14 protein-coding genes are annotated in these 16,367 nt (G+C 61.8%); 9 read left to right on the top strand and 5 right to left on the bottom strand.

Annotated elements, in window-relative coordinates; genetic code table 11:
- The 3 genes from MHY22_RS04830 to purT all read left to right on the top strand — a co-directional run.
- Positions 1-1,201 (top strand): VaFE repeat-containing surface-anchored protein (locus MHY22_RS04830; RefSeq protein ID WP_239278293.1); only part of this gene is annotated, 1,201 nt, incomplete at its 5' end.
- A gap of 155 nt (positions 1,202-1,356) precedes the next feature.
- Positions 1,357-2,214: a class F sortase gene (locus tag MHY22_RS04825; RefSeq protein ID WP_239278292.1), complete on the top strand. Its 858-nt coding sequence runs from the start codon at positions 1,357-1,359 to the stop codon at positions 2,212-2,214.
- 151 nt (positions 2,215-2,365) lie between these two features.
- Positions 2,366-3,718: a formate-dependent phosphoribosylglycinamide formyltransferase gene (gene purT / locus MHY22_RS04820; RefSeq protein ID WP_239278291.1), complete on the top strand. Its 1,353-nt coding sequence runs from the start codon at positions 2,366-2,368 to the stop codon at positions 3,716-3,718.
- Here purT and MHY22_RS04815 read toward each other — a convergent pair.
- On the bottom strand, positions 3,715-4,197 hold the full coding sequence (locus MHY22_RS04815) for a GNAT family N-acetyltransferase (RefSeq protein ID WP_239278290.1): 483 nt from the start codon (positions 4,195-4,197) through the stop codon (positions 3,715-3,717). The genes purT and MHY22_RS04815 overlap by 4 nt on opposite strands.
- 3 nt (positions 4,198-4,200) lie before the next feature.
- On the bottom strand, positions 4,201-5,562 hold the full coding sequence (locus tag MHY22_RS04810; RefSeq protein ID WP_239278289.1) for an FAD-dependent oxidoreductase: 1,362 nt from the start codon (positions 5,560-5,562) through the stop codon (positions 4,201-4,203).
- A 228-nt stretch (positions 5,563-5,790) separates the two neighbouring features.
- Here MHY22_RS04810 and pta point away from each other — a divergent pair, with 228 nt between their 5' ends.
- The 3 genes from pta to MHY22_RS04795 all read left to right on the top strand — a co-directional run bounded on the left by pta (position 5,791) and on the right by MHY22_RS04795 (position 8,960).
- Positions 5,791-7,152, top strand: coding sequence for a phosphate acetyltransferase (pta, locus tag MHY22_RS04805; RefSeq protein WP_239278288.1), 1,362 nt, complete (start codon positions 5,791-5,793; stop codon positions 7,150-7,152).
- A complete protein-coding gene (locus MHY22_RS04800; protein WP_239278286.1) occupies positions 7,153-8,376 on the top strand; it encodes an acetate kinase in 1,224 nt (407 codons plus the stop codon).
- Positions 8,377-8,513: 137 nt separating this feature from the next.
- On the top strand, positions 8,514-8,960 hold the full coding sequence (locus MHY22_RS04795) for a helix-turn-helix domain-containing protein (RefSeq protein ID WP_239278284.1): 447 nt from the start codon (positions 8,514-8,516) through the stop codon (positions 8,958-8,960).
- Between the two features lie 29 nt (positions 8,961-8,989).
- Here MHY22_RS04795 and MHY22_RS04790 read toward each other — a convergent pair whose 3' ends face one another.
- From MHY22_RS04790 to MHY22_RS04780, 3 genes are read right to left on the bottom strand one after another with little or no spacing between them, the layout of a single operon-like run.
- The gene (locus MHY22_RS04790) at positions 8,990-11,545 is read right to left on the bottom strand and encodes a serine/threonine protein kinase (RefSeq protein ID WP_239278282.1); all 2,556 of its coding nucleotides are present in this window, start codon (positions 11,543-11,545) and stop codon (positions 8,990-8,992) included.
- Positions 11,542-12,555 (bottom strand): glutamate ABC transporter substrate-binding protein, encoded by a 1,014-nt coding sequence (locus MHY22_RS04785; RefSeq protein ID WP_239278281.1) that lies wholly within the window; start codon positions 12,553-12,555, stop codon positions 11,542-11,544. The genes MHY22_RS04790 and MHY22_RS04785 overlap by 4 nt, the downstream gene beginning before the upstream one ends.
- Entirely contained in the window at positions 12,555-14,000 is a 1,446-nt protein-coding gene (locus MHY22_RS04780; RefSeq protein ID WP_239278279.1) for a hypothetical protein, read from the bottom strand. The genes MHY22_RS04785 and MHY22_RS04780 overlap by 1 nt, the downstream gene beginning before the upstream one ends.
- 70 nt (positions 14,001-14,070) lie before the next feature.
- Here MHY22_RS04780 and MHY22_RS04775 point away from each other — a divergent pair, with 70 nt between their 5' ends.
- From MHY22_RS04775 to MHY22_RS04765, 3 genes are read left to right on the top strand one after another with little or no spacing between them, the layout of a single operon-like run.
- On the top strand, positions 14,071-14,565 hold the full coding sequence (locus MHY22_RS04775; RefSeq protein ID WP_239278278.1) for an NUDIX domain-containing protein: 495 nt from the start codon (positions 14,071-14,073) through the stop codon (positions 14,563-14,565).
- A 29-nt stretch (positions 14,566-14,594) separates the two neighbouring features.
- Positions 14,595-15,581 carry an ABC transporter ATP-binding protein gene (locus tag MHY22_RS04770; RefSeq protein ID WP_239278277.1) on the top strand — a complete coding sequence of 329 codons (987 nt, stop codon included), beginning with the start codon at positions 14,595-14,597 and terminating at the stop codon, positions 15,579-15,581.
- 6 nt (positions 15,582-15,587) lie between these two features.
- Positions 15,588-16,367 carry an ABC transporter permease subunit gene (locus tag MHY22_RS04765; protein ID WP_239278276.1) on the top strand — a complete coding sequence of 260 codons (780 nt, stop codon included), beginning with the start codon at positions 15,588-15,590 and terminating at the stop codon, positions 16,365-16,367.

Raw genomic sequence — 16,367 nt, 5'->3', positions numbered from 1 at the left:
GACCAAGCCGGGTGAGCCGGGCGACGAGACCACTGAGCCTTCCGAGCCGGGCAAGGAGACCACTGAGCCTTCCGAGCCGGGCAAGGAGACCACTGAGCCGACCAAGCCGGGTGAGCCGGGCGACGAGACTACTGAGCCTTCCGAGCCGGGCAAGGAGACTACTGAGCCTTCCGAGCCGGGCAAGGAGACCACTGAGCCGACCAAGCCGGGTGAGCCGGGCGACGAGACTACTGAGCCTTCCGAGCCGGGCAAGGAGACTACTGAGCCTTCCGAGCCGGGCAAGGAGACCACTGAGCCGACCAAGCCGGGTGAGCCGGGCAAGGAAACCACTGAGCCTTCCGAGCCGGGCGAGCCAACGACTGAGGAACACAAGCCAGGTGAGCCGTGGGTTACCACGAATGCTGACTTTGCTAAGGGTTCCCATGAGGTTGTTGCTGGTGCCAAGGTCATCGATAAGGTGACGTATGGCGGCCTAGTTCCGGGTAAGGAATACACCTTGAAGGCTGAGCTGATTTCCAAAGAGGACGGCAAGTCTGTTTTGGGTACCGGTGAAGCTACCTTCACTCCGGAGAAGTCCAAGGGCATGGAGCCAGTGACCATCACCGTTAACGATGATGTGACCGAGCCGGTTGAGGCTGCGGTTGCTTTCGAGGAGCTCACCTCTACTGAGGTCAATGACAAGGGTGAGGACACTCCGGATACCACTCCGGAGAAGCCGAACCACATTGCTGAGCACAAGGACATCAACGACAAGAACCAGACTGTCCCGAAGGACACCCCAGGCGGTTCTTCGGATGGTTCCTCTAACGGTTCTTCCCATGGTTCCTCCAAGGGCAAGACTCCGTGGTGGCTCATCCTGATTCCGGGTATCGGCCTGGGCAAGATCATCAAGGATCACCACGACCACAATGACCACGGCAGCCACAACGGTGGCCACGGTGACAACACCGGTAACCACGATGGTGGCAACGGTAAGCACACCGACGGCCACAATGGCGGCAATGGTCACGAGGACAAGGGTCAGGATGCTTCTCAGGGCGGCAACTCTGACAATGGACACGGCCGCAGCGTCGAGGTTCAGGGTCAGCAGCCTGAAGAGACTGGCAACGCACTGCCATCCAACGCCGAGCGCGTTGAGATTAAGTCCGTACCGTCCGGCGCAACCGAGCTTGAGCCGGGTATGCAGGATTACATCAAGTAGTCCATAAGCATCGGTGAGGCGGCCCGCGGGTCGTCCCACCGGGGTTGAGACTTAAACACCAAAAATCCCCTCCAGGGTGTGACTGCACACGCTGGAGGGGATTTGCATATAACCTGCACAAGGTAGACAAATCGAGGAAGTAGAGGAAGCTAGCTATGGGAAAGCATGCGCAACCACAGCAGCCGGAAGACAATGGAATGTCGCAGTATCCGGCGAGTGGGGAAGAAGGGGGCGTCGGCAAGCGGGGCATGGGCCGTGGCAAGCTGATCGCTATTATCGCGGCCATCATTGCGGTGGCGTTGGTCTTGCTGCAGGTAGTGCTGTACCTGGCGCGCGATGATGAGGATGAGGCGGGTTCGGCGCCGGAGACGGTGGCCAGCGAGAGCGCGCCGGAGGAATCCGGGCCGAAGTCCGATGCTTTCGTGGATGATTCGGGCCAGCAGGAGCACGAGTATGATGCCGCGCCTGGTGAGTTCAAGGGCTTTGAGGGCATGTCCGTAGGCATCGATGGCGAATATGCGGCCGTGGACCCCGTACAGGTTACGGACCAGGGCGTGCTGCTTCCGCCACACGACGTCACCCGCGTGGGCTGGTACTCCGCCTCCGCAGTGCCGGGTGAGCCGGGCAATGTGGGCTCGAGTGTGATTACCGGCCACATTAACTACCAGGGCCAGGGCACTGGTTATGCGGAGAAGTTCACGAAGCTGAAGAAGGACCAGGAATTTACCGTGGTCATCGACGGCCAGGAGCGCACCTTCCGCGTGACCGAGGCGCCGTACCGCCTGCCTAAGGGTTCCGGATTCCCGGATGTGGTTAACGATAAGGAAGGCGAGAACCGCCTGGTTCTCATTACCTGTGGCGGCCAGTTCGTTGGTGGCGCGCTGGGTTATGAGGACAACATCATTACCGTGGCGGAGCCGGTAGGCGAGCCAGAGCAGCCCGCCGAGCAGCCGGCAGGGGAGGCTCCGGCCGAAGCCCCAGCCGAGGCTCCGGCTGAGGCACCTGCAGCCTAGGCTGAAGCTTCTATGGCGCCCTGTGGAATTGCCCACAGGGCGCTTTTGCTTATCCGGATCACCTGGCATGTAGGTGGTGGGGTTGGGACCTAAATATGAAATAATTTAAGGCAGTAAACGCCGCTGCCTGCGGCTTAGAAGGAGCATTTTCATGGATAATCCAGGCGAGATCGCCGGTCATATTGGCACGCCGCTGACCAGCAATGCCACCAAGGTATTGCTGCTGGGCTCGGGCGAGCTGGGCAAGCAGCTGGCCATGTCCTTCCAGAACCTGGGCTTGGAGGTCCACGCTGTGGACTCGTATGCGGGCGCGCCGGCGCACCAGGTGGCGCAGTTTAGCTACGTCGCCGATATTAAGGACACCGGCCGCATCCTGCAGCTAGCGCAGGAGATTCGGCCGCACTTTGTGGTTCCGGAGGTAGAAACCGTTGCGGTAGAAGCGCTGGAGGAGATGGAAGCGCATAGCGATGCCATCGTGGTCCCCTCGGCTCGCGCCTGCGCCATGACGCAGGACCGCCAGTGCGTGCGCGAGGTGGCGGAGAATATCGGGCTGCCGGTTTCTGCGTATCGCTTTGCTAGCTCCGTGGAGGAGCTGGAAGAAGCGGTGGGGGAGCTGGGCTTTCCGTGCATTATTAAGCCGGACGTGTCCACCTCCGGCAAGGGCCACATGATTGCCCGCGATGAAGAGGATGTGCGCACCGCTTGGGAGACCGTGCGGCGCGTGTCCTCGGATTCGCAGCGCGTGGTGGCCGAGCGCTTCGTAGACTTCGACCTCGAGGTCACCCTGCTGGCCATCCGCTCCATCGATCCGGCCACGGGCAAGTTGGCCACGTGGTTTAGCGAGCCTATCGGTCACCGCCATGAGCGCGGCGACCTTGTGGAGGAGTGGCAGCCTACCGGCATGAGCGAGATCGCGTTGGAAAACGCGCGCTCGGTGGCCGCCCGCATCTCTAATGAGTTGGGCGGGCGCGGCGTGTACTGCGTGGAGCTCTTCGTTGCCGGCGATGACGTGTACTTTTCTTCCGTGTCCCCGCGGCCCTCGGATACGGCGATGCTGACCTGCTATACCCAGCGTTTTTCCGCCTTTGACCTGCATGCGCGCGCGATTTTGGGCTACCCCATCGACGCCACCCTGGTCACCCCGGGTGCCAGCGTGGTCATCCATGCGGATGAGGAGCTAAATGAGGTGGCCTATACCGGCATCGCCGCGGCCCTCAATTACGCAGAGACGGACGTGAAGCTCTTTGGCAAGCCCGGGGCCTACAAGGGCCGTCGCATGGGCTTGGTGTCTGCCACCGCGGAAAGCGCGGAAGAGGCGCGCGACCGCGCAGCACTAGCGGCGCACAAGATTGAGGTGACCTCCACGCCGGGCCTTTTGGCCCAGGGTGGTGCGCGCGGCATCGAGCCGGAGGCGGATAACGTCCCCGATATCGAGGTCGTGGAGTACGAGGGCGGCGTGGAGCTCGACCCGAAGCTTGCCTCCGGCGTGGATGACGCCGACTAGGAAGCGGGGCGCAGCATCGGCTGGTGAGGGACTCCCTCGTCGTCGAATAGCTCGCCTACCGGAGTAAAGCCAAAGCCGGCGTAATAGTCCACGAGGCCGGCCTGCGCCTCCAGGTAGAGCGGCTGGCCTGGGTGCATGCGCTCGCCTAGGTCGACGGCCGCCTGGAAGAGTTCGCGGCCGAGGCCCGTGCCGCGCGCGGCGGGTGCGAGCGCGAAGCGGCCGATTTGGGCGCCGGCGGCGTCGGCAAGCGCGGCGTCAGTAGGCGCGGCCGGAAAGACGCGGGCCGTGCCAAGCAGCTCGTGGGTGTCCGCGTCCCAGGCCAGCAGGTGCACGGTCTGGGGATCGGCGTCGGTGGCGTCAATCTCGGCGTACGGGCAGCGCTGCTCGTGCACAAAGATGTCCACCCTCAGCTTGTAGAGCTGGTGGACGTCCAAGGCCGCCAGCTGCCCCAGGGGCGCGGCGGAAATGATATGCGGCACGGATTAGGCCTGCGGGCCGGCGTGCTTGACCATCTCGTCCCACTCGACGATCTTGATGCGCTCGCGGCCGTGCGGCTCGCCAGCGGCGCGCTCGGCGGCATCCAGGCGGTGCCAGCCCTCCCAGGTGGTCACGGCGATATCGCGGGAAGCCAGGAAGTCCAGGATATCCTGCGGATCGCGCTTGGTGGCCGGCTCCAGGTCGCCTGCCTTGTAATCGGCGATGAGCATGGTGGTGGTGTCCTTGGCATCGGACTTGGTATTGCCAATCAGGCCCACCGGACCGCGCTTAATCCAGCCGGTGGTGTAGAGGCCGGGGAGCTTTTCGCCGTCGACATTGGCCAGCACGTGGCCGCCGTCGTTAGGCATGGTGGCCTGGGTCTCGTCGAAAGGTACGCCGTCGACGGACTGCGGGTGGTAGCCCACCGCGCGGTAGACGGCCTGCACCGGCCACTCGGTGAACTTGCCGGTGCCGTGGACGGAGCCATCGCCATTGAGCTCGGTGCGCTCGGTCTTGATGGCGGTGACGTGGCCGTCCTCGCCCAATACCTCTACCGGGGACTCGAAGAAGTGGATGTAGAGCTTGTGCGGGGCATCGCCTGGCTCGCGCATGGCGTAAGACTCGAGGGTCTGGCACACCAGGTCGGTGGACTTGGCGGCGCGGCGGGCCTCCTCAGAGGCGGCGTCATACTCGATGTCCTCAGGGTTGACGATGACCTCGATGGTCGGGGACTCGTCCAGCTCCTTAAGCTCCTTTGGCGTGTACTTAGCCTGCGCCGGGCCGCGGCGGCCGAAGACGTGGACCTCCTTGGCGCGGTTCTTCTTCAGTGCCTCATAAACGTTATCCGGGATCTCCGTCACGAGCAGCTCATCTGCGGTCTTGGCCAAGATGCGGGAGACGTCGAGGGAAACATTGCCCACGCCGACGACGGCAACGGATTCTGCCGAGAGATCCCAATCGCGCTCGAAGTTGGGGTTGCCGTCATAAAAGCCCACGAATTCGCCGGCGCCATGGTTGCCCTTGAGGTCCTCGCCCGGGATACCCATGCGCTTATCGGCGGTAGCACCGGTGGCGAAGATGATGGCGTCATAATACTCGCGCATCTCCTCGACGGTGATGTCCTTGCCCACCTCGATGTTGCCCAGGAAGCGGATCTCTTCCTTCTCCATAACGTTGTGCAGGGACTGCACGATGCCCTTGATACGCGGGTGATCCGGTGCCACACCGTAGCGGATCAAACCGAACGGCGTCGGCATCTTTTCAAAAAGATCGATCTGCACATCGAGGTCGGATTTCACTAGAAGGTCAGAGGCGTAAATGCCTGCCGGGCCGGAGCCGACCACGGCGACGCGCACTGGGGTAGTCATGTGCTTAGGGTGTCCTTTCTTTCGTTTTGCTGCATATTCTACGCGGTCACTATGCGATAAAAACCACAGCATTACTAACCCCAGTTTAGGGAGGTCACGATAGGGCATAGGAGGGGGTAAATCGCGTACAGTGGAATAGTCACCGCGTGTTAATAACTGTGACGTATGACATGAAGTTATGACGCGCGTTAATTGTGTTCAAGTGACCGTGAATGAAAGGTAATTTGCATGTCTGCATCCCATTCCGCAGTTATTAGCGCTATTGGCCGGGGCTTCGATGGCCTCGACGTGCCGGCCCTGGCACAAGAACTGGGCGCGGAGTTCATCCGCCTCGAAGACTTCGATGCTACCGTCAGCGCCGTCCTCGCTAACGCGCCTGCCGCCGAGAACATCGTGGCGCAGGGTACCGGCGATATCGCCTTCGATGCTGAGGTAGCTGCTGCCCTCGGCCTGCCGCTGGCCATCATTTCCGGTGCACCGCAGCGCACCGGCGAGCTTGCGCAACACAATGCGGAATCTCTGGGTGCCACCGTAGCCGGCATCTTCACCGACCTGGAAGCGGTCCCGGGCGCACTTGCCGCGCTTGGCGACGTCTCCCCGGTCATGTCCGCAGACCTCTTCCAGAAGCAGCTCATCGACCAGGCCCGCGCCGCCGGTTCCCACATCGTCCTGCCAGAGGGCGACGATGACCGCATCCTCGAGGCTGCCCACGTGGTGCTGCGCGATAAGGTTGCCAAGCTGACCATCCTGGGCAACGAGGCCGATATCAAGGCCCGCGCCGCTGAGCTCAAGCTCGACTTGGCTGGCGCCGATATCATCAATCACCTCGAGTCCCCACTGGCAGAGGAATTCGCCGCTGATTTTGCTGAGCTGCGCAAGAAGAAGGGCGTTACCCTCGAGCAGGCTCGCGAGACGATGCAGGACATCTCCTACTTCGCCACCATGATGGTGCACAAGGGCTTGGCCGATGGCATGGTCTCCGGCGCTGCTCACACCACCGCGCACACCATTAAGCCTTCCTTCCAGATCATCAAGACCAAGCCGAATGCCTCCGTGGTCTCTTCCATCTTCCTGATGGTTATGCGCGGCCGACTGTGGGCCTTCGGCGACTGCGCCGTCAACCCGAACCCCACCGCCGAGCAGCTGGGCGAGATTGCCATCGTCTCCGCACAGACCGCCTCCCAGTTCGGCATCGACCCGCGTGTGGCCATGCTGTCCTACTCCTCCGGCACCTCCGGCTCCGGCCCGGACGTTGACCGTGCAGTGGCCGCCGTGGAGGCCGCCAAGAAGCTGGATTCCTCCGTCAAGGTGGATGGTCCGCTGCAGTTCGACGCCGCCTGCGATCCAGGCGTTGCGGCTAAGAAGATGCCGAATTCTGAGGTTGCCGGTCAGGCAAACGTCTTCGTCTTCCCGGATCTTGAGGCCGGCAATATTGGCTACAAGACGGCACAGCGCACCGGCGGCGCGCTCGCTGTAGGCCCTATCTTGCAGGGCCTGAACAAGCCGGTTAATGACTTGTCGCGTGGCGCGACCGTTCCGGACATCATCAACACCGTTGCAATCACCGCTATTCAGGCTGGAGAGAAATAAATGTCATACGTTCTGGTCCTTAACTCAGGTTCTTCCTCCGTTAAATTCCAGCTGGTCGATCCCGAGTCCAGCGCCACGGATATCCCGCTGGTCTCTGGCCTGGTCGAGCAGGTTGGCGAGCCCCTCGGCGCCGTCACCGTCAAGACTGGTGGCGAGAAGTACAAGGAAGAGCTGGAAATCCCTACTCACTCCTTCGGCCTTGAGCGCGCTTTTGCCATCATGAGCGAGCACAACGTTGGCCCGACCGACGTGGATGTTATCGCTGTTGGTCACCGTGTTGTTCACGGCGGCCGCCTCTTCTCCGAGCCACAGCTCATCGTGGACCAGATTGAGTCCATGATTGAAGACCTCATCCCGCTGGCTCCGCTGCACAACCCGGCCAACCTGGACGGCATCCGCGTGGCTCGCAAGATGCTGCCGGATATCCCGCACGTTGCCGTATTCGATACCGCCTTCTTTAATACCCTGCCGCCGGCAGCTGCGCTGTATGCCATCAACAACGAGGTGGCATCTAAGTACGATATCCGCCGTTACGGCTTCCACGGCACCTCTCACGAGTTCGTCTCCCAGCAGGTGCCGGCCCTCCTGGGCCGCGATCCGATGCACACCCACCAGATCACTCTTCACCTGGGCAACGGTGCTTCTGCTGCAGCCATTCGCAATGGTCGCGCCATCGATACCTCGATGGGCCTGACCCCGCTGGCCGGTCTGGCTATGGGTACTCGTTCCGGTGACATCGATCCGGGCATCATTTTCCACCTCGTCCGCCAGGCGGGCATGAGCGTGGATGAGATTGACAACCTGCTCAACAAGCAGTCCGGTGTCAAGGGCATCTCTGGCGTTAACGACTTCCGTACGCTGCGCGAGCGCATCGACAACGAGGACCAGGACGCCTGGCTGGCCTATAACATCTACATCCACCAGCTGCGCCGCTTCATCGGTTCTTATATGATTTCCCTCGGCCGCGTTGACGCCATCACCTTCACTGCCGGTGTAGGCGAAAACGATACCGAGGTTCGCCAGGACTCCCTGTACAACCTGGATATGTACGGCATCCACTTTGATAAGGAGCGCAACCTGGTCCGTTCCGACCAGCCACGCATGATCTCCACTGAGGATTCCCCGGTCAAGGTCTTTGTCGTTCCGACCAACGAGGAGCTGGCTATCGCTCAGAAGTCCGCCGAAATCGCCGCAATGGCGCGTGAGGCTGGCCTCTACAAGTAAAGACTCTCACGGCCAGTTAGAAGCTGGAATGTGAACGAGAGGCGTGCGATCCATAAGGGACCGCGCGTCTCGTTTTTATCTCTGAACCTAGTACAGCAACCGTTTCGTTTATTGCGTTTGTTTTGTAAGGTGGGGGTATGAAGGACTTGCAAAATGGCGGGGCAACTCGGGATACCAGCCAAGCGGAAGAGGCTTTATTAAGGCTCAATTCTGTGTTGGAGGCAAAAGATTCACCGGCACCAGTGGATATATTCGTGCAAGGAACCGAGCAAATAATCGCAATTCCGCGAGAGATCGCTGAAACCCTGCAGAAAGTTCTCGCCATCGAAGCGGCAGGGAAATCGGTCCGCGTAGTGCCAGAAGAATCCGAGTTCACCACGCAACAGGCAGCAGACTTTCTAAATGTTTCGCGGCCACACGTTGTAAAGCTCATTGATGAAGGGAGCCTTCCCGGCTACAAAGTAGGTTCCCATCGGCGTGTGAGTCTTGCGGATCTGCAGAAATACAAGAATGAAAGAGATGCCCGTCAGCGCCGTGCCGTAGCTGAATTGACAGCCTTATCGGAGGACCTGGAGCTCTATTAGTGGGGCGGCTGTACGAGCCTGTGTAGCGATTAGAAGGTAGTGACGGGGCGGACCTGGTTGGCTAGGTCAACGAGCGCGTAGCGGTGGCGGCTAAACGGGGCTTGGCGCGCGAGGGCGCGGAGTGTCTCGGAGAGACCTGTGCGCAGACCACGCTGGGTAAAGGCGTATTCGAAGAGGTCGTTGGGGGAGGCAGCGCGCGATAGATCGGCATTGCGCAGGAAATTCAGGCCAGCGGAAATGACGGCGATCTTGATCTGCAGGAAGCGCGGCTCGTTGGTGGGCACCTCTTCGAGGCGTCGGGCAGCGCGGCGAATGCGGGATTCGGAAAGGTCCTGGACGATGAGCTGGAGGATCGTCGTCAAGCGGGCCATGCGGTAGTGGCGCGACGCATTGGGAACCTTGTCGAGGACCACGACGGCTACCTCCACCTGGCCCTCGGAGCGCAGCTGGCGGGCGAGGCCAAAGGCGGAGGAGACGGTGGTGGGGTTGGTGGACCACACAATGCCGTAGAGGCGCATGGAGTTAAAGCGCAGCGCGGCCGGATCCTGGGTGACGTGGTTCCAAATTTCGGGTTGGCCCTCAAAGGCGGAGTTGGGGAGATCAGCCAGGGTGGAGTGCATATTGGAGCAAGCACGGGCCACGGTGGGGTCAATGAGAGAGGTATCGCTGTAATCGAGCTGTTGCAGGATGAGCTCGTTGATGGCGGCGATGGCGAGCTTGGGGGCCGCCTCGCCCGGCAGGAGGTCGAGGACGGTAGAGAAGTATCTTTGGGCGTCGCGGTAGTCGTCGTGAAGCAGCTCGGTAATTCCGGCGTACCACTGGAAGCGCCAGTCTTGGCCAAGGCGGTCTTCGATGGAGCTAAGCCACTGGCGGGCCTGGCCGGTATAGCCAAGGTCAATCATGGAGCGCACCACGCCTAGCGGGATTTCGGCCGAGTGCTCGTACTCGGGGGTCTGCATGGCCTGGCGGAGGGTCTCCAGGGCCTCCTGTGGCTCCGCATAGGAAGCGCCCTGCAACAGGCCGGCGCCCACGTCATCGCGGTCCAGCAGTGGCGTAGGCAGGGCGGAGACGACCTCGGGGGCGGTGATTTGGACGGTGCGATCGATGCCGTCGATAAGCTGGTCGGTGCGAAAGACCAGGTGTTTGGTGCCAAAAGTGGTACGTTGCGGCGAAAAGAGCGAGTGCTGGGACGGATATTGGAGGCCGTCGCGGATGGCAATGACCTCGCGCAGAACGCCGTAGAGCTGGGTGCGCAGCTCTTTGATGGAGGTAAAGCGGCGTTTTGGGTCCGGGTCGGTGGCGCGCTGTAACAGGCGGTACAGCGAGAGGAAGCGGCGCAGTTCCGGCTCCTCGGTGGGGGTAGGAATGCCCGGCAGATAGACGCCGTCCTCAGTAGGCAGCTTGAGGCAGAGCGCAGCCAGGGTACGGCCGATGGTGTAGATATCGCTGGCGATGGAGGGCCCTTCGGTGGCTACCTCTGGGGCCTGGTAACCCTTGGTGCCGTAAATATAGCCAAAGGCGCCGATTCCGGAAACCGCTCCCAAATCAATGAGCTTGACCTGGTCCTCGGTGACGATGATGTTATCGGGCTTAAGGTCGTTGTAGACCACCCCGCGCGAATGCAGGTATTCCAGCGCAGGCAGGATTTCTAGGATATAGGCGATGGCGATATCAACCGGCAGGAGCTTATCGGGTTGCTTTTTGCGCCTGTTTCTTAGCGACGGCCCGCCAACGTACTCCATGACAATAAAGCCACCGGGTACTCGCTCGTCATCGATAAAGTTGAAAATCTTGACGATACCGGGGTGGGTAATATCCGCGAGAAACTCGCGTTCGGCCACCGCAGCGGCGGTTTCATCGGCCGATTTTTGGGCCTGCATACCTTTGAGAACCACCACTCTTCCCGAGACAAAGTGGTCATTGGCCAGGTAAATCCATCCCATGCCGCCATGGGCGATAACGCCCAGGATTTCGTACTGGCCGGCCACCACGTCGCCGGGCTGCAGCTGCGGCGGCGGGATCTTTTTGCCGGATGTTTTCTCGGCCGGATCGATCAGGGCATCGGTGGGTTCGGACGGGGTGATAAAGGGCAGCCGCACCATGCCATCGGCCACGCGGCGCTCGGTGCGGTGGGTGCCGCGGCGCTCACGGAAGGTATCGAGTGCGCGGCGGCGCGAGCGTTGCGAGGAATCCTCTTGGGCCTTCTGGGCGCGCTGCTGTTCGCGTTGGGCGCGGATATTATCCAGATCCGCCAGAAGGCTGGAGATGTGGTCTGGGTCGATGGAACCATCGCCATCTTCATCGTCGTCCGCGAACGGATCGAAAGCCACAGCAGCGGTGCCGGTTTCTTCCCCGGACTCCTCATCGGCGAAGGGGTCAAAGGCCACGGCCGCAGTGCCCTCTTCCTCTTCGTCCGCAAAGGGGTTGAAAGGAACGGCGGCGGTGGCGGGGCCATTGTCCAGCGCATCCGGCTCCTGCGCGGAATTGGAGGCATCGGTGGGCTGGCGGAAGGCGCGCTGGGTATCGAGGTTCTCCGGTTCGATGTACTCGAGCTCGTCGTCGCTAAAATTCGGGTTATGGCTCATGGCTTAGCGTCCTCCTCGATGTACTTGCCGGCAGGCAGGGTGGGCTCTTCCAAGTAGGCGCCGAGCCACTCCTCAAAGATTGTGGACCACGTGCCGTCGCGGCGGATGCGCTCGAGCGTGGAATTTACTTGGCGCAGCAGCGGGCGGGTGTCATGTTGCTTGCTGGGGCGGCGCACGGCCACGCCGTAGTTCTCGGTCTCTAGCGGCTCGCCCACGATGGAGGTATAGGAGTCTTGGGCGGCCATGCCGGAGAGCAAGGCATCATCGACGACGATGCCGTCGGCCTGGTTAAGCTGCAGGGCCATCAGGCAATCGCCCCAGGAACGGGTAACCAAGAGATCGGACTTGGGGGCGTGCTCGCGGATGGTATCCAGCGCGGTGGACGCGCCTACGCCGCATAGGGTCTTACCGGCGGCGTCTTTCACGGACCTAATGCCGGAATTGGTGAGCACCAGCATGCGGGTTTGGGTTCTCATATAGGGAATGGAAAAGGCCACGTCGCGCTCGCGCTCAGGGCTAATGGTCATGGTGCGCACAATCATGTCCACCGCGCCGGTATTGAGGGCATCGACGCGGTCGGAGGATTCCACGAAGCGGAAGTCCACCTTATTAGGATCACCAAAGATATCGCGGGCAATCTCGCGGGCGATATCCACCTCGAAGCCGCGCACGTCGCCGGAGGCGGCATCGCGGTAGCTCATCAAGTTATTGGAACGATCCACGCCCACGATGAGGCGTCCGCGCTTGGCGATGTCCGGCACCCGCTCCTTTGCCTTCTTATCATCCGGACGGTAGCTGCCCTTGATTTCCTCATCAGAGGCGCGGTGAGCTGCGGTAGATCCGGCCTTTTCAATTTCCGCTCCTTCCGGCAGCGGCGGGCCTGGCCGGGAATCGAGGGCGTGCTCGGCGGGTGCCTCCAGCGGAGGGGCGGTGCGAACGTCGCAGGAGCTCAGTGGAAGCGCGGCGCAGACGCAGGCAAGCGTGGCGAGGGTAAGGCGTGTGCGGCGCATTAGAGGTACTCCTGTAGTCGGGGACGGATGCCCAGCCACACGGCAATAATGGCGCACAAGGTCAGCAGGAACACGGCCGAGGACACCGCAGTCATGGCGGTCAGGCCGCGCTCCAAGTAGCTGCGCATGGCGATGCGCGCCTGGCCGATGAGATCCGAAAGCTCCGCGTCGAGCTCATCATAGGAACGCGCCGCGGTCATCTCGCCGTCCTTGGGCTCGGTGGCCGTGGCCTGGTAGATGGCCTCGTCATAGTCGCCCTCCTTAAGCGCACCCATGAGCTTGTCGTGAGTGCCACGCCACTGCTCGGCGGCCGCCCGGGCACTATGGATGAGTTCTGGGTCGGTGACTTCCACGTCCTCATCATTGAGCGCTTCCTCATAATCCTCCAGGGCCGCTTCGATGGAGTTGATGGAGCTGGAAAAACGCACCATCGTATCCTTCTCGGAGGAGCGCAGCACCAGCGCCAGGGTCTCGGAGGTGCGCGCCTGCTGCGCTTCAATTCGCGAGGCCGTGAGCGAATCCCACGGGCGCGAGGCCGTCTCAAAGCCCTGGTGGCCAGTGGACCAGGTGGCGAGGTTTGATAGCGCCACCCAGGAGATGGCCAAGAAAAGTAGGACGCTGGCCGTTAAAAAGCCGCGGTTAAAACGCCGGCGGGTCTGGCGCCACAGCCACCATTGGGCCACGGCTAGGAAGAAGAGCGCCGCCAAGAGGCCGGAGAGCGGCACCCATTGCGGGGAAGTGAGCTTTTGCTGCTGCTGATTCACCTTGGCGGTGGTCAGCTGGAACAGTTCGGAGGCAGCCGGCAGGATACGCTCGCGCATCAGCGCCGAGGCATTGGACATATAGGAATTGGCCACCGCATTGCCCGCCCGGTGATTGGCGCGGGCCTTTTCCACCATTGCGGTATAGACGGGCAGCTCGCGTTGGATAAAGGTCACCAACTCGCGCACGCGGCCATCTTCTTTGGTGGTACCCAGCACGGATTCGGTGGCTGCCACGGAAGCCGCATCAATGGCCTCGTTATAGCTATCGCGGTTGCGCTCCGATTCCACGCCCGCCTGCACGAAGCCGGTGGTGGCCACGGTATCGGCCACCGAGAGCGAACTATAAAGGTGGTGCGCCGCGTTCGACATCGGCTCGGTGGTGCTCAGTAGCTCGTCCAAGTCGGAGTGGCGGGCGGCGGAAGACTGGGACATCGATAAGCCCGCGGCGCCTAGGGCCACGGTGAGAATGAGCGTGACCGTAAAAAGCTTGCCTGGGGTGGTGGAGGCGAAGTAGTAGAAGCGGCGCAGCAGGCGCGCCGGGCCCGCGAACCATTCCATGGCGCGGCTACTGAGCCCGCTGAAGGCCGGGCCGGTGGGCGCGGTAACCTCATCGAGCCAGTGATCGCTCGGGTGAGCGTGCTCATCGTGCACGCTTTCTGCCCGGACTGCCTGCTCGGTCATTCACTTAGAATAGCGTCCGCAGTGTGCTGGGCGCCACCATATACCCGCGTGTGTGGCTAGGATAGGCAGCATGCATAACCCTCACAGTGGAGACGGCTGGGCGGCAGGCCCCGGCGGCATTCGCGTCTGGGGAAAATTTGGTGCCGCCGGCCTGTTCCTCGTCGCCGGGCGCAAGGTGCTCCTCCAGCACCGCGCCGCGTGGACCAATCACGGCGATACCTGGGGGATTCCGGGTGGTGCCCGCGATTTTACGGAGACGCCCACCCAGGCCGCTCTGCGTGAAACCCATGAAGAATGCGCGATTGCACCCCAGGACGTAGAGGTGCTCGACGCGCGAGTAACGGCCGGGCCCTATCCCGCGGCGGGGGATCTGCCGGGGGAGTGGACCTACACCACCGTCCTAGCACGCACGCGCACCGGCGCACCGCTTCCTACTACAGCTAATGAAGAGTCCTATGAGCTGCGCTGGGTGCCTTTTGAGGAGGTAGAAAGCCTCCCCCTTTTGGCCGCCTTCCGTCACGCCTTTCCCACCCTGCGGGAGAGTGTGGAGACATTGAACAGGTAAAGTTGCCGGATTTATGGCACGCTAGTGCCATGATCGAAGTAGAAGGACTGACTAAACAATATAAGTCTGTCCGCGCCGTTGATGATCTCACCTTTCAGGTAAAACCCGGTATGGTCACCGGGTTCCTGGGCCCCAATGGCGCGGGCAAATCCACCACCATGCGCATGATCTTGGGCTTGGATACGCCCACGGCCGGCAGGGCGCGCATCAACGGCAAGCACTACCACGAGCTGAAGGATCCCCTGCGTGAGGTAGGCGCCTTGCTCGATGCCAAAGCGGTGCACCGCAACCGCAGCGCCGCCAACCACCTGAAATGGATTGCGCAGTCCAACGGCATTTCTACTTCCCGCGTTGACGAGGTCTTGGGGCTGGTAGGGCTTTCCGACGTCGCCGGTAAGAAGGTCGGCGGCTTCTCCCTCGGCATGGGCCAGCGCCTGGGCCTAGCCGGCGCGCTGCTCGGTGACCCGGGCATCCTCATCCTGGATGAGCCGGTCAACGGCCTTGACCCGGAGGGAATTCGCTGGGTCCGCCAGCTCGTGCGCGCCCTAGCCGATGAAGGCCGCACCATTTTGATTTCCTCCCACCTGCTCTCGGAGATGTCTCAGACCGCCGATCACCTCGTGGTCATTGGTAAGGGCCGCCTAGTGGCGGACCAGCCCACCTATGACTTTGTGAAGGACCACTCGCAGTCCTCCGTGCTGGTGCGCTCCGACCATCTCGATGCCTTTAGCTCCGCACTGCGCGCAGAGGGAATCGCCTTTACCGAGTCCACCGACGAGGAAGGCCGCCCCCGCCTGGTGATTTCCAACCAGACCACGGACTTCGTGGGCCAGCTGGCCTACTCCACCGGGGTGCCGCTTAATGAGCTCAGCCTCAAGCGCGCCTCCTTGGAGGATGCCTTTATGGAGCTTACTGGCGACGCCGTCCAGTACCACGGCTCCACCGGCGCCCCCGCGCCAGCGGCTGGCGCTGGCGCCGTCACTCCGTTCGCTCGACCCACCCAGCAGGAGGTTTAATTCGCCATGCTGAATACCTTGAAGTCCGAATGGACCAAGCTGCACACCACCCGCTCCTTCTGGTGGACCACCTTCATCTTCCTCTTCTTTGCCTGGGGTTGGGCCATCCTCAACGCTCGTTTGACTAAGCCGGCAGAAACCCCTGAAGAGGCAGCGATGGGTATGGGGATTATCACCTCAGACGGCGCGGTGTCCTTCCTATTGTTCCTCGGCCTGCCCGTGCTCATGATCCAAGCCATCATGATCGTCACCACCGAGTACCGCTATGGCACGCAGACCATCACGTTTATGGCTACTCCGCGCCGTTGGTCGGTGGCCTTGGTCAAGCTGCTCATGTACGCGGTTATCGCGGCCGCGCTGACCTTTATCGCCGTGGCGGGCGCTTACCTGCTTACCGAGCTTTTTGCCCACGATGAGGTAGCCGCGCAATTCCACCCTTGGGATGACGAGATAGGTCAAAAGCAGCTGTGGAAGTACCCGCTGGCTGCCGCGCTGCTCGTCCTCTTCTCGCAAGGCCTGGGACTGCTGCTGCGCTCGACGGCAGGTGCCGTGGCGATCGGCCTCATCCTCTTCCTCGGCGTGGATAATCTCGTGGCCACCATCCCCAAGGTCGGCAGCAAGCTGGTTAACTTCATGCCGTTTAAGTCTTTCCAGTCGTGGTTGCTGGAAATGGAACCGGTTGATGCTCCGTGGAAGGAAAACTGGGGATTCTGCCTGGTATTTATTGCCTGGGCCCTTATCCTGTGGGTCCTCGGTGTCATCGTGCTGCAAAAGCGCGACGCCTAA

It is taken from the genome of Corynebacterium sp. ACRPO (assembly GCF_022347205.1).
In the GTDB taxonomy this organism is placed as follows: domain Bacteria; phylum Actinomycetota; class Actinomycetes; order Mycobacteriales; family Mycobacteriaceae; genus Corynebacterium.
The sequence above is the reverse complement of the archived record's forward strand: the minus strand, read 5'-3'. Positions and strand labels throughout refer to the sequence as shown.

Excerpts from the sequence above, each read along its gene's own strand:
- MHY22_RS04795 (WP_239278284.1), top strand. The coding sequence starts at position 8,514 with ATGAAGGACTTGCAAAATGGCGGGGCAACTCGGGATACCAGCCAAGCG.
- MHY22_RS04770 (WP_239278277.1), top strand. The coding sequence starts at position 14,595 with ATGATCGAAGTAGAAGGACTGACTAAACAATATAAGTCTGTCCGCGCC.
- MHY22_RS04825 (WP_239278292.1), top strand. The coding sequence starts at position 1,357 with ATGGGAAAGCATGCGCAACCACAGCAGCCGGAAGACAATGGAATGTCG.
- MHY22_RS04765 (WP_239278276.1), top strand. The coding sequence starts at position 15,588 with ATGCTGAATACCTTGAAGTCCGAATGGACCAAGCTGCACACCACCCGC.
- MHY22_RS04810 (WP_239278289.1), bottom strand. The coding sequence starts at position 5,562 with ATGACTACCCCAGTGCGCGTCGCCGTGGTCGGCTCCGGCCCGGCAGGC.
- MHY22_RS04785 (WP_239278281.1), bottom strand. The coding sequence starts at position 12,555 with ATGCGCCGCACACGCCTTACCCTCGCCACGCTTGCCTGCGTCTGCGCC.
- MHY22_RS04790 (WP_239278282.1), bottom strand. The coding sequence starts at position 11,545 with ATGAGCCATAACCCGAATTTTAGCGACGACGAGCTCGAGTACATCGAA.
- MHY22_RS04780 (WP_239278279.1), bottom strand. The coding sequence starts at position 14,000 with ATGACCGAGCAGGCAGTCCGGGCAGAAAGCGTGCACGATGAGCACGCT.
- pta (WP_239278288.1), top strand. The coding sequence starts at position 5,791 with ATGTCTGCATCCCATTCCGCAGTTATTAGCGCTATTGGCCGGGGCTTC.
- MHY22_RS04800 (WP_239278286.1), top strand. The coding sequence starts at position 7,153 with ATGTCATACGTTCTGGTCCTTAACTCAGGTTCTTCCTCCGTTAAATTC.
- MHY22_RS04775 (WP_239278278.1), top strand. The coding sequence starts at position 14,071 with ATGCATAACCCTCACAGTGGAGACGGCTGGGCGGCAGGCCCCGGCGGC.
- purT (WP_239278291.1), top strand. The coding sequence starts at position 2,366 with ATGGATAATCCAGGCGAGATCGCCGGTCATATTGGCACGCCGCTGACC.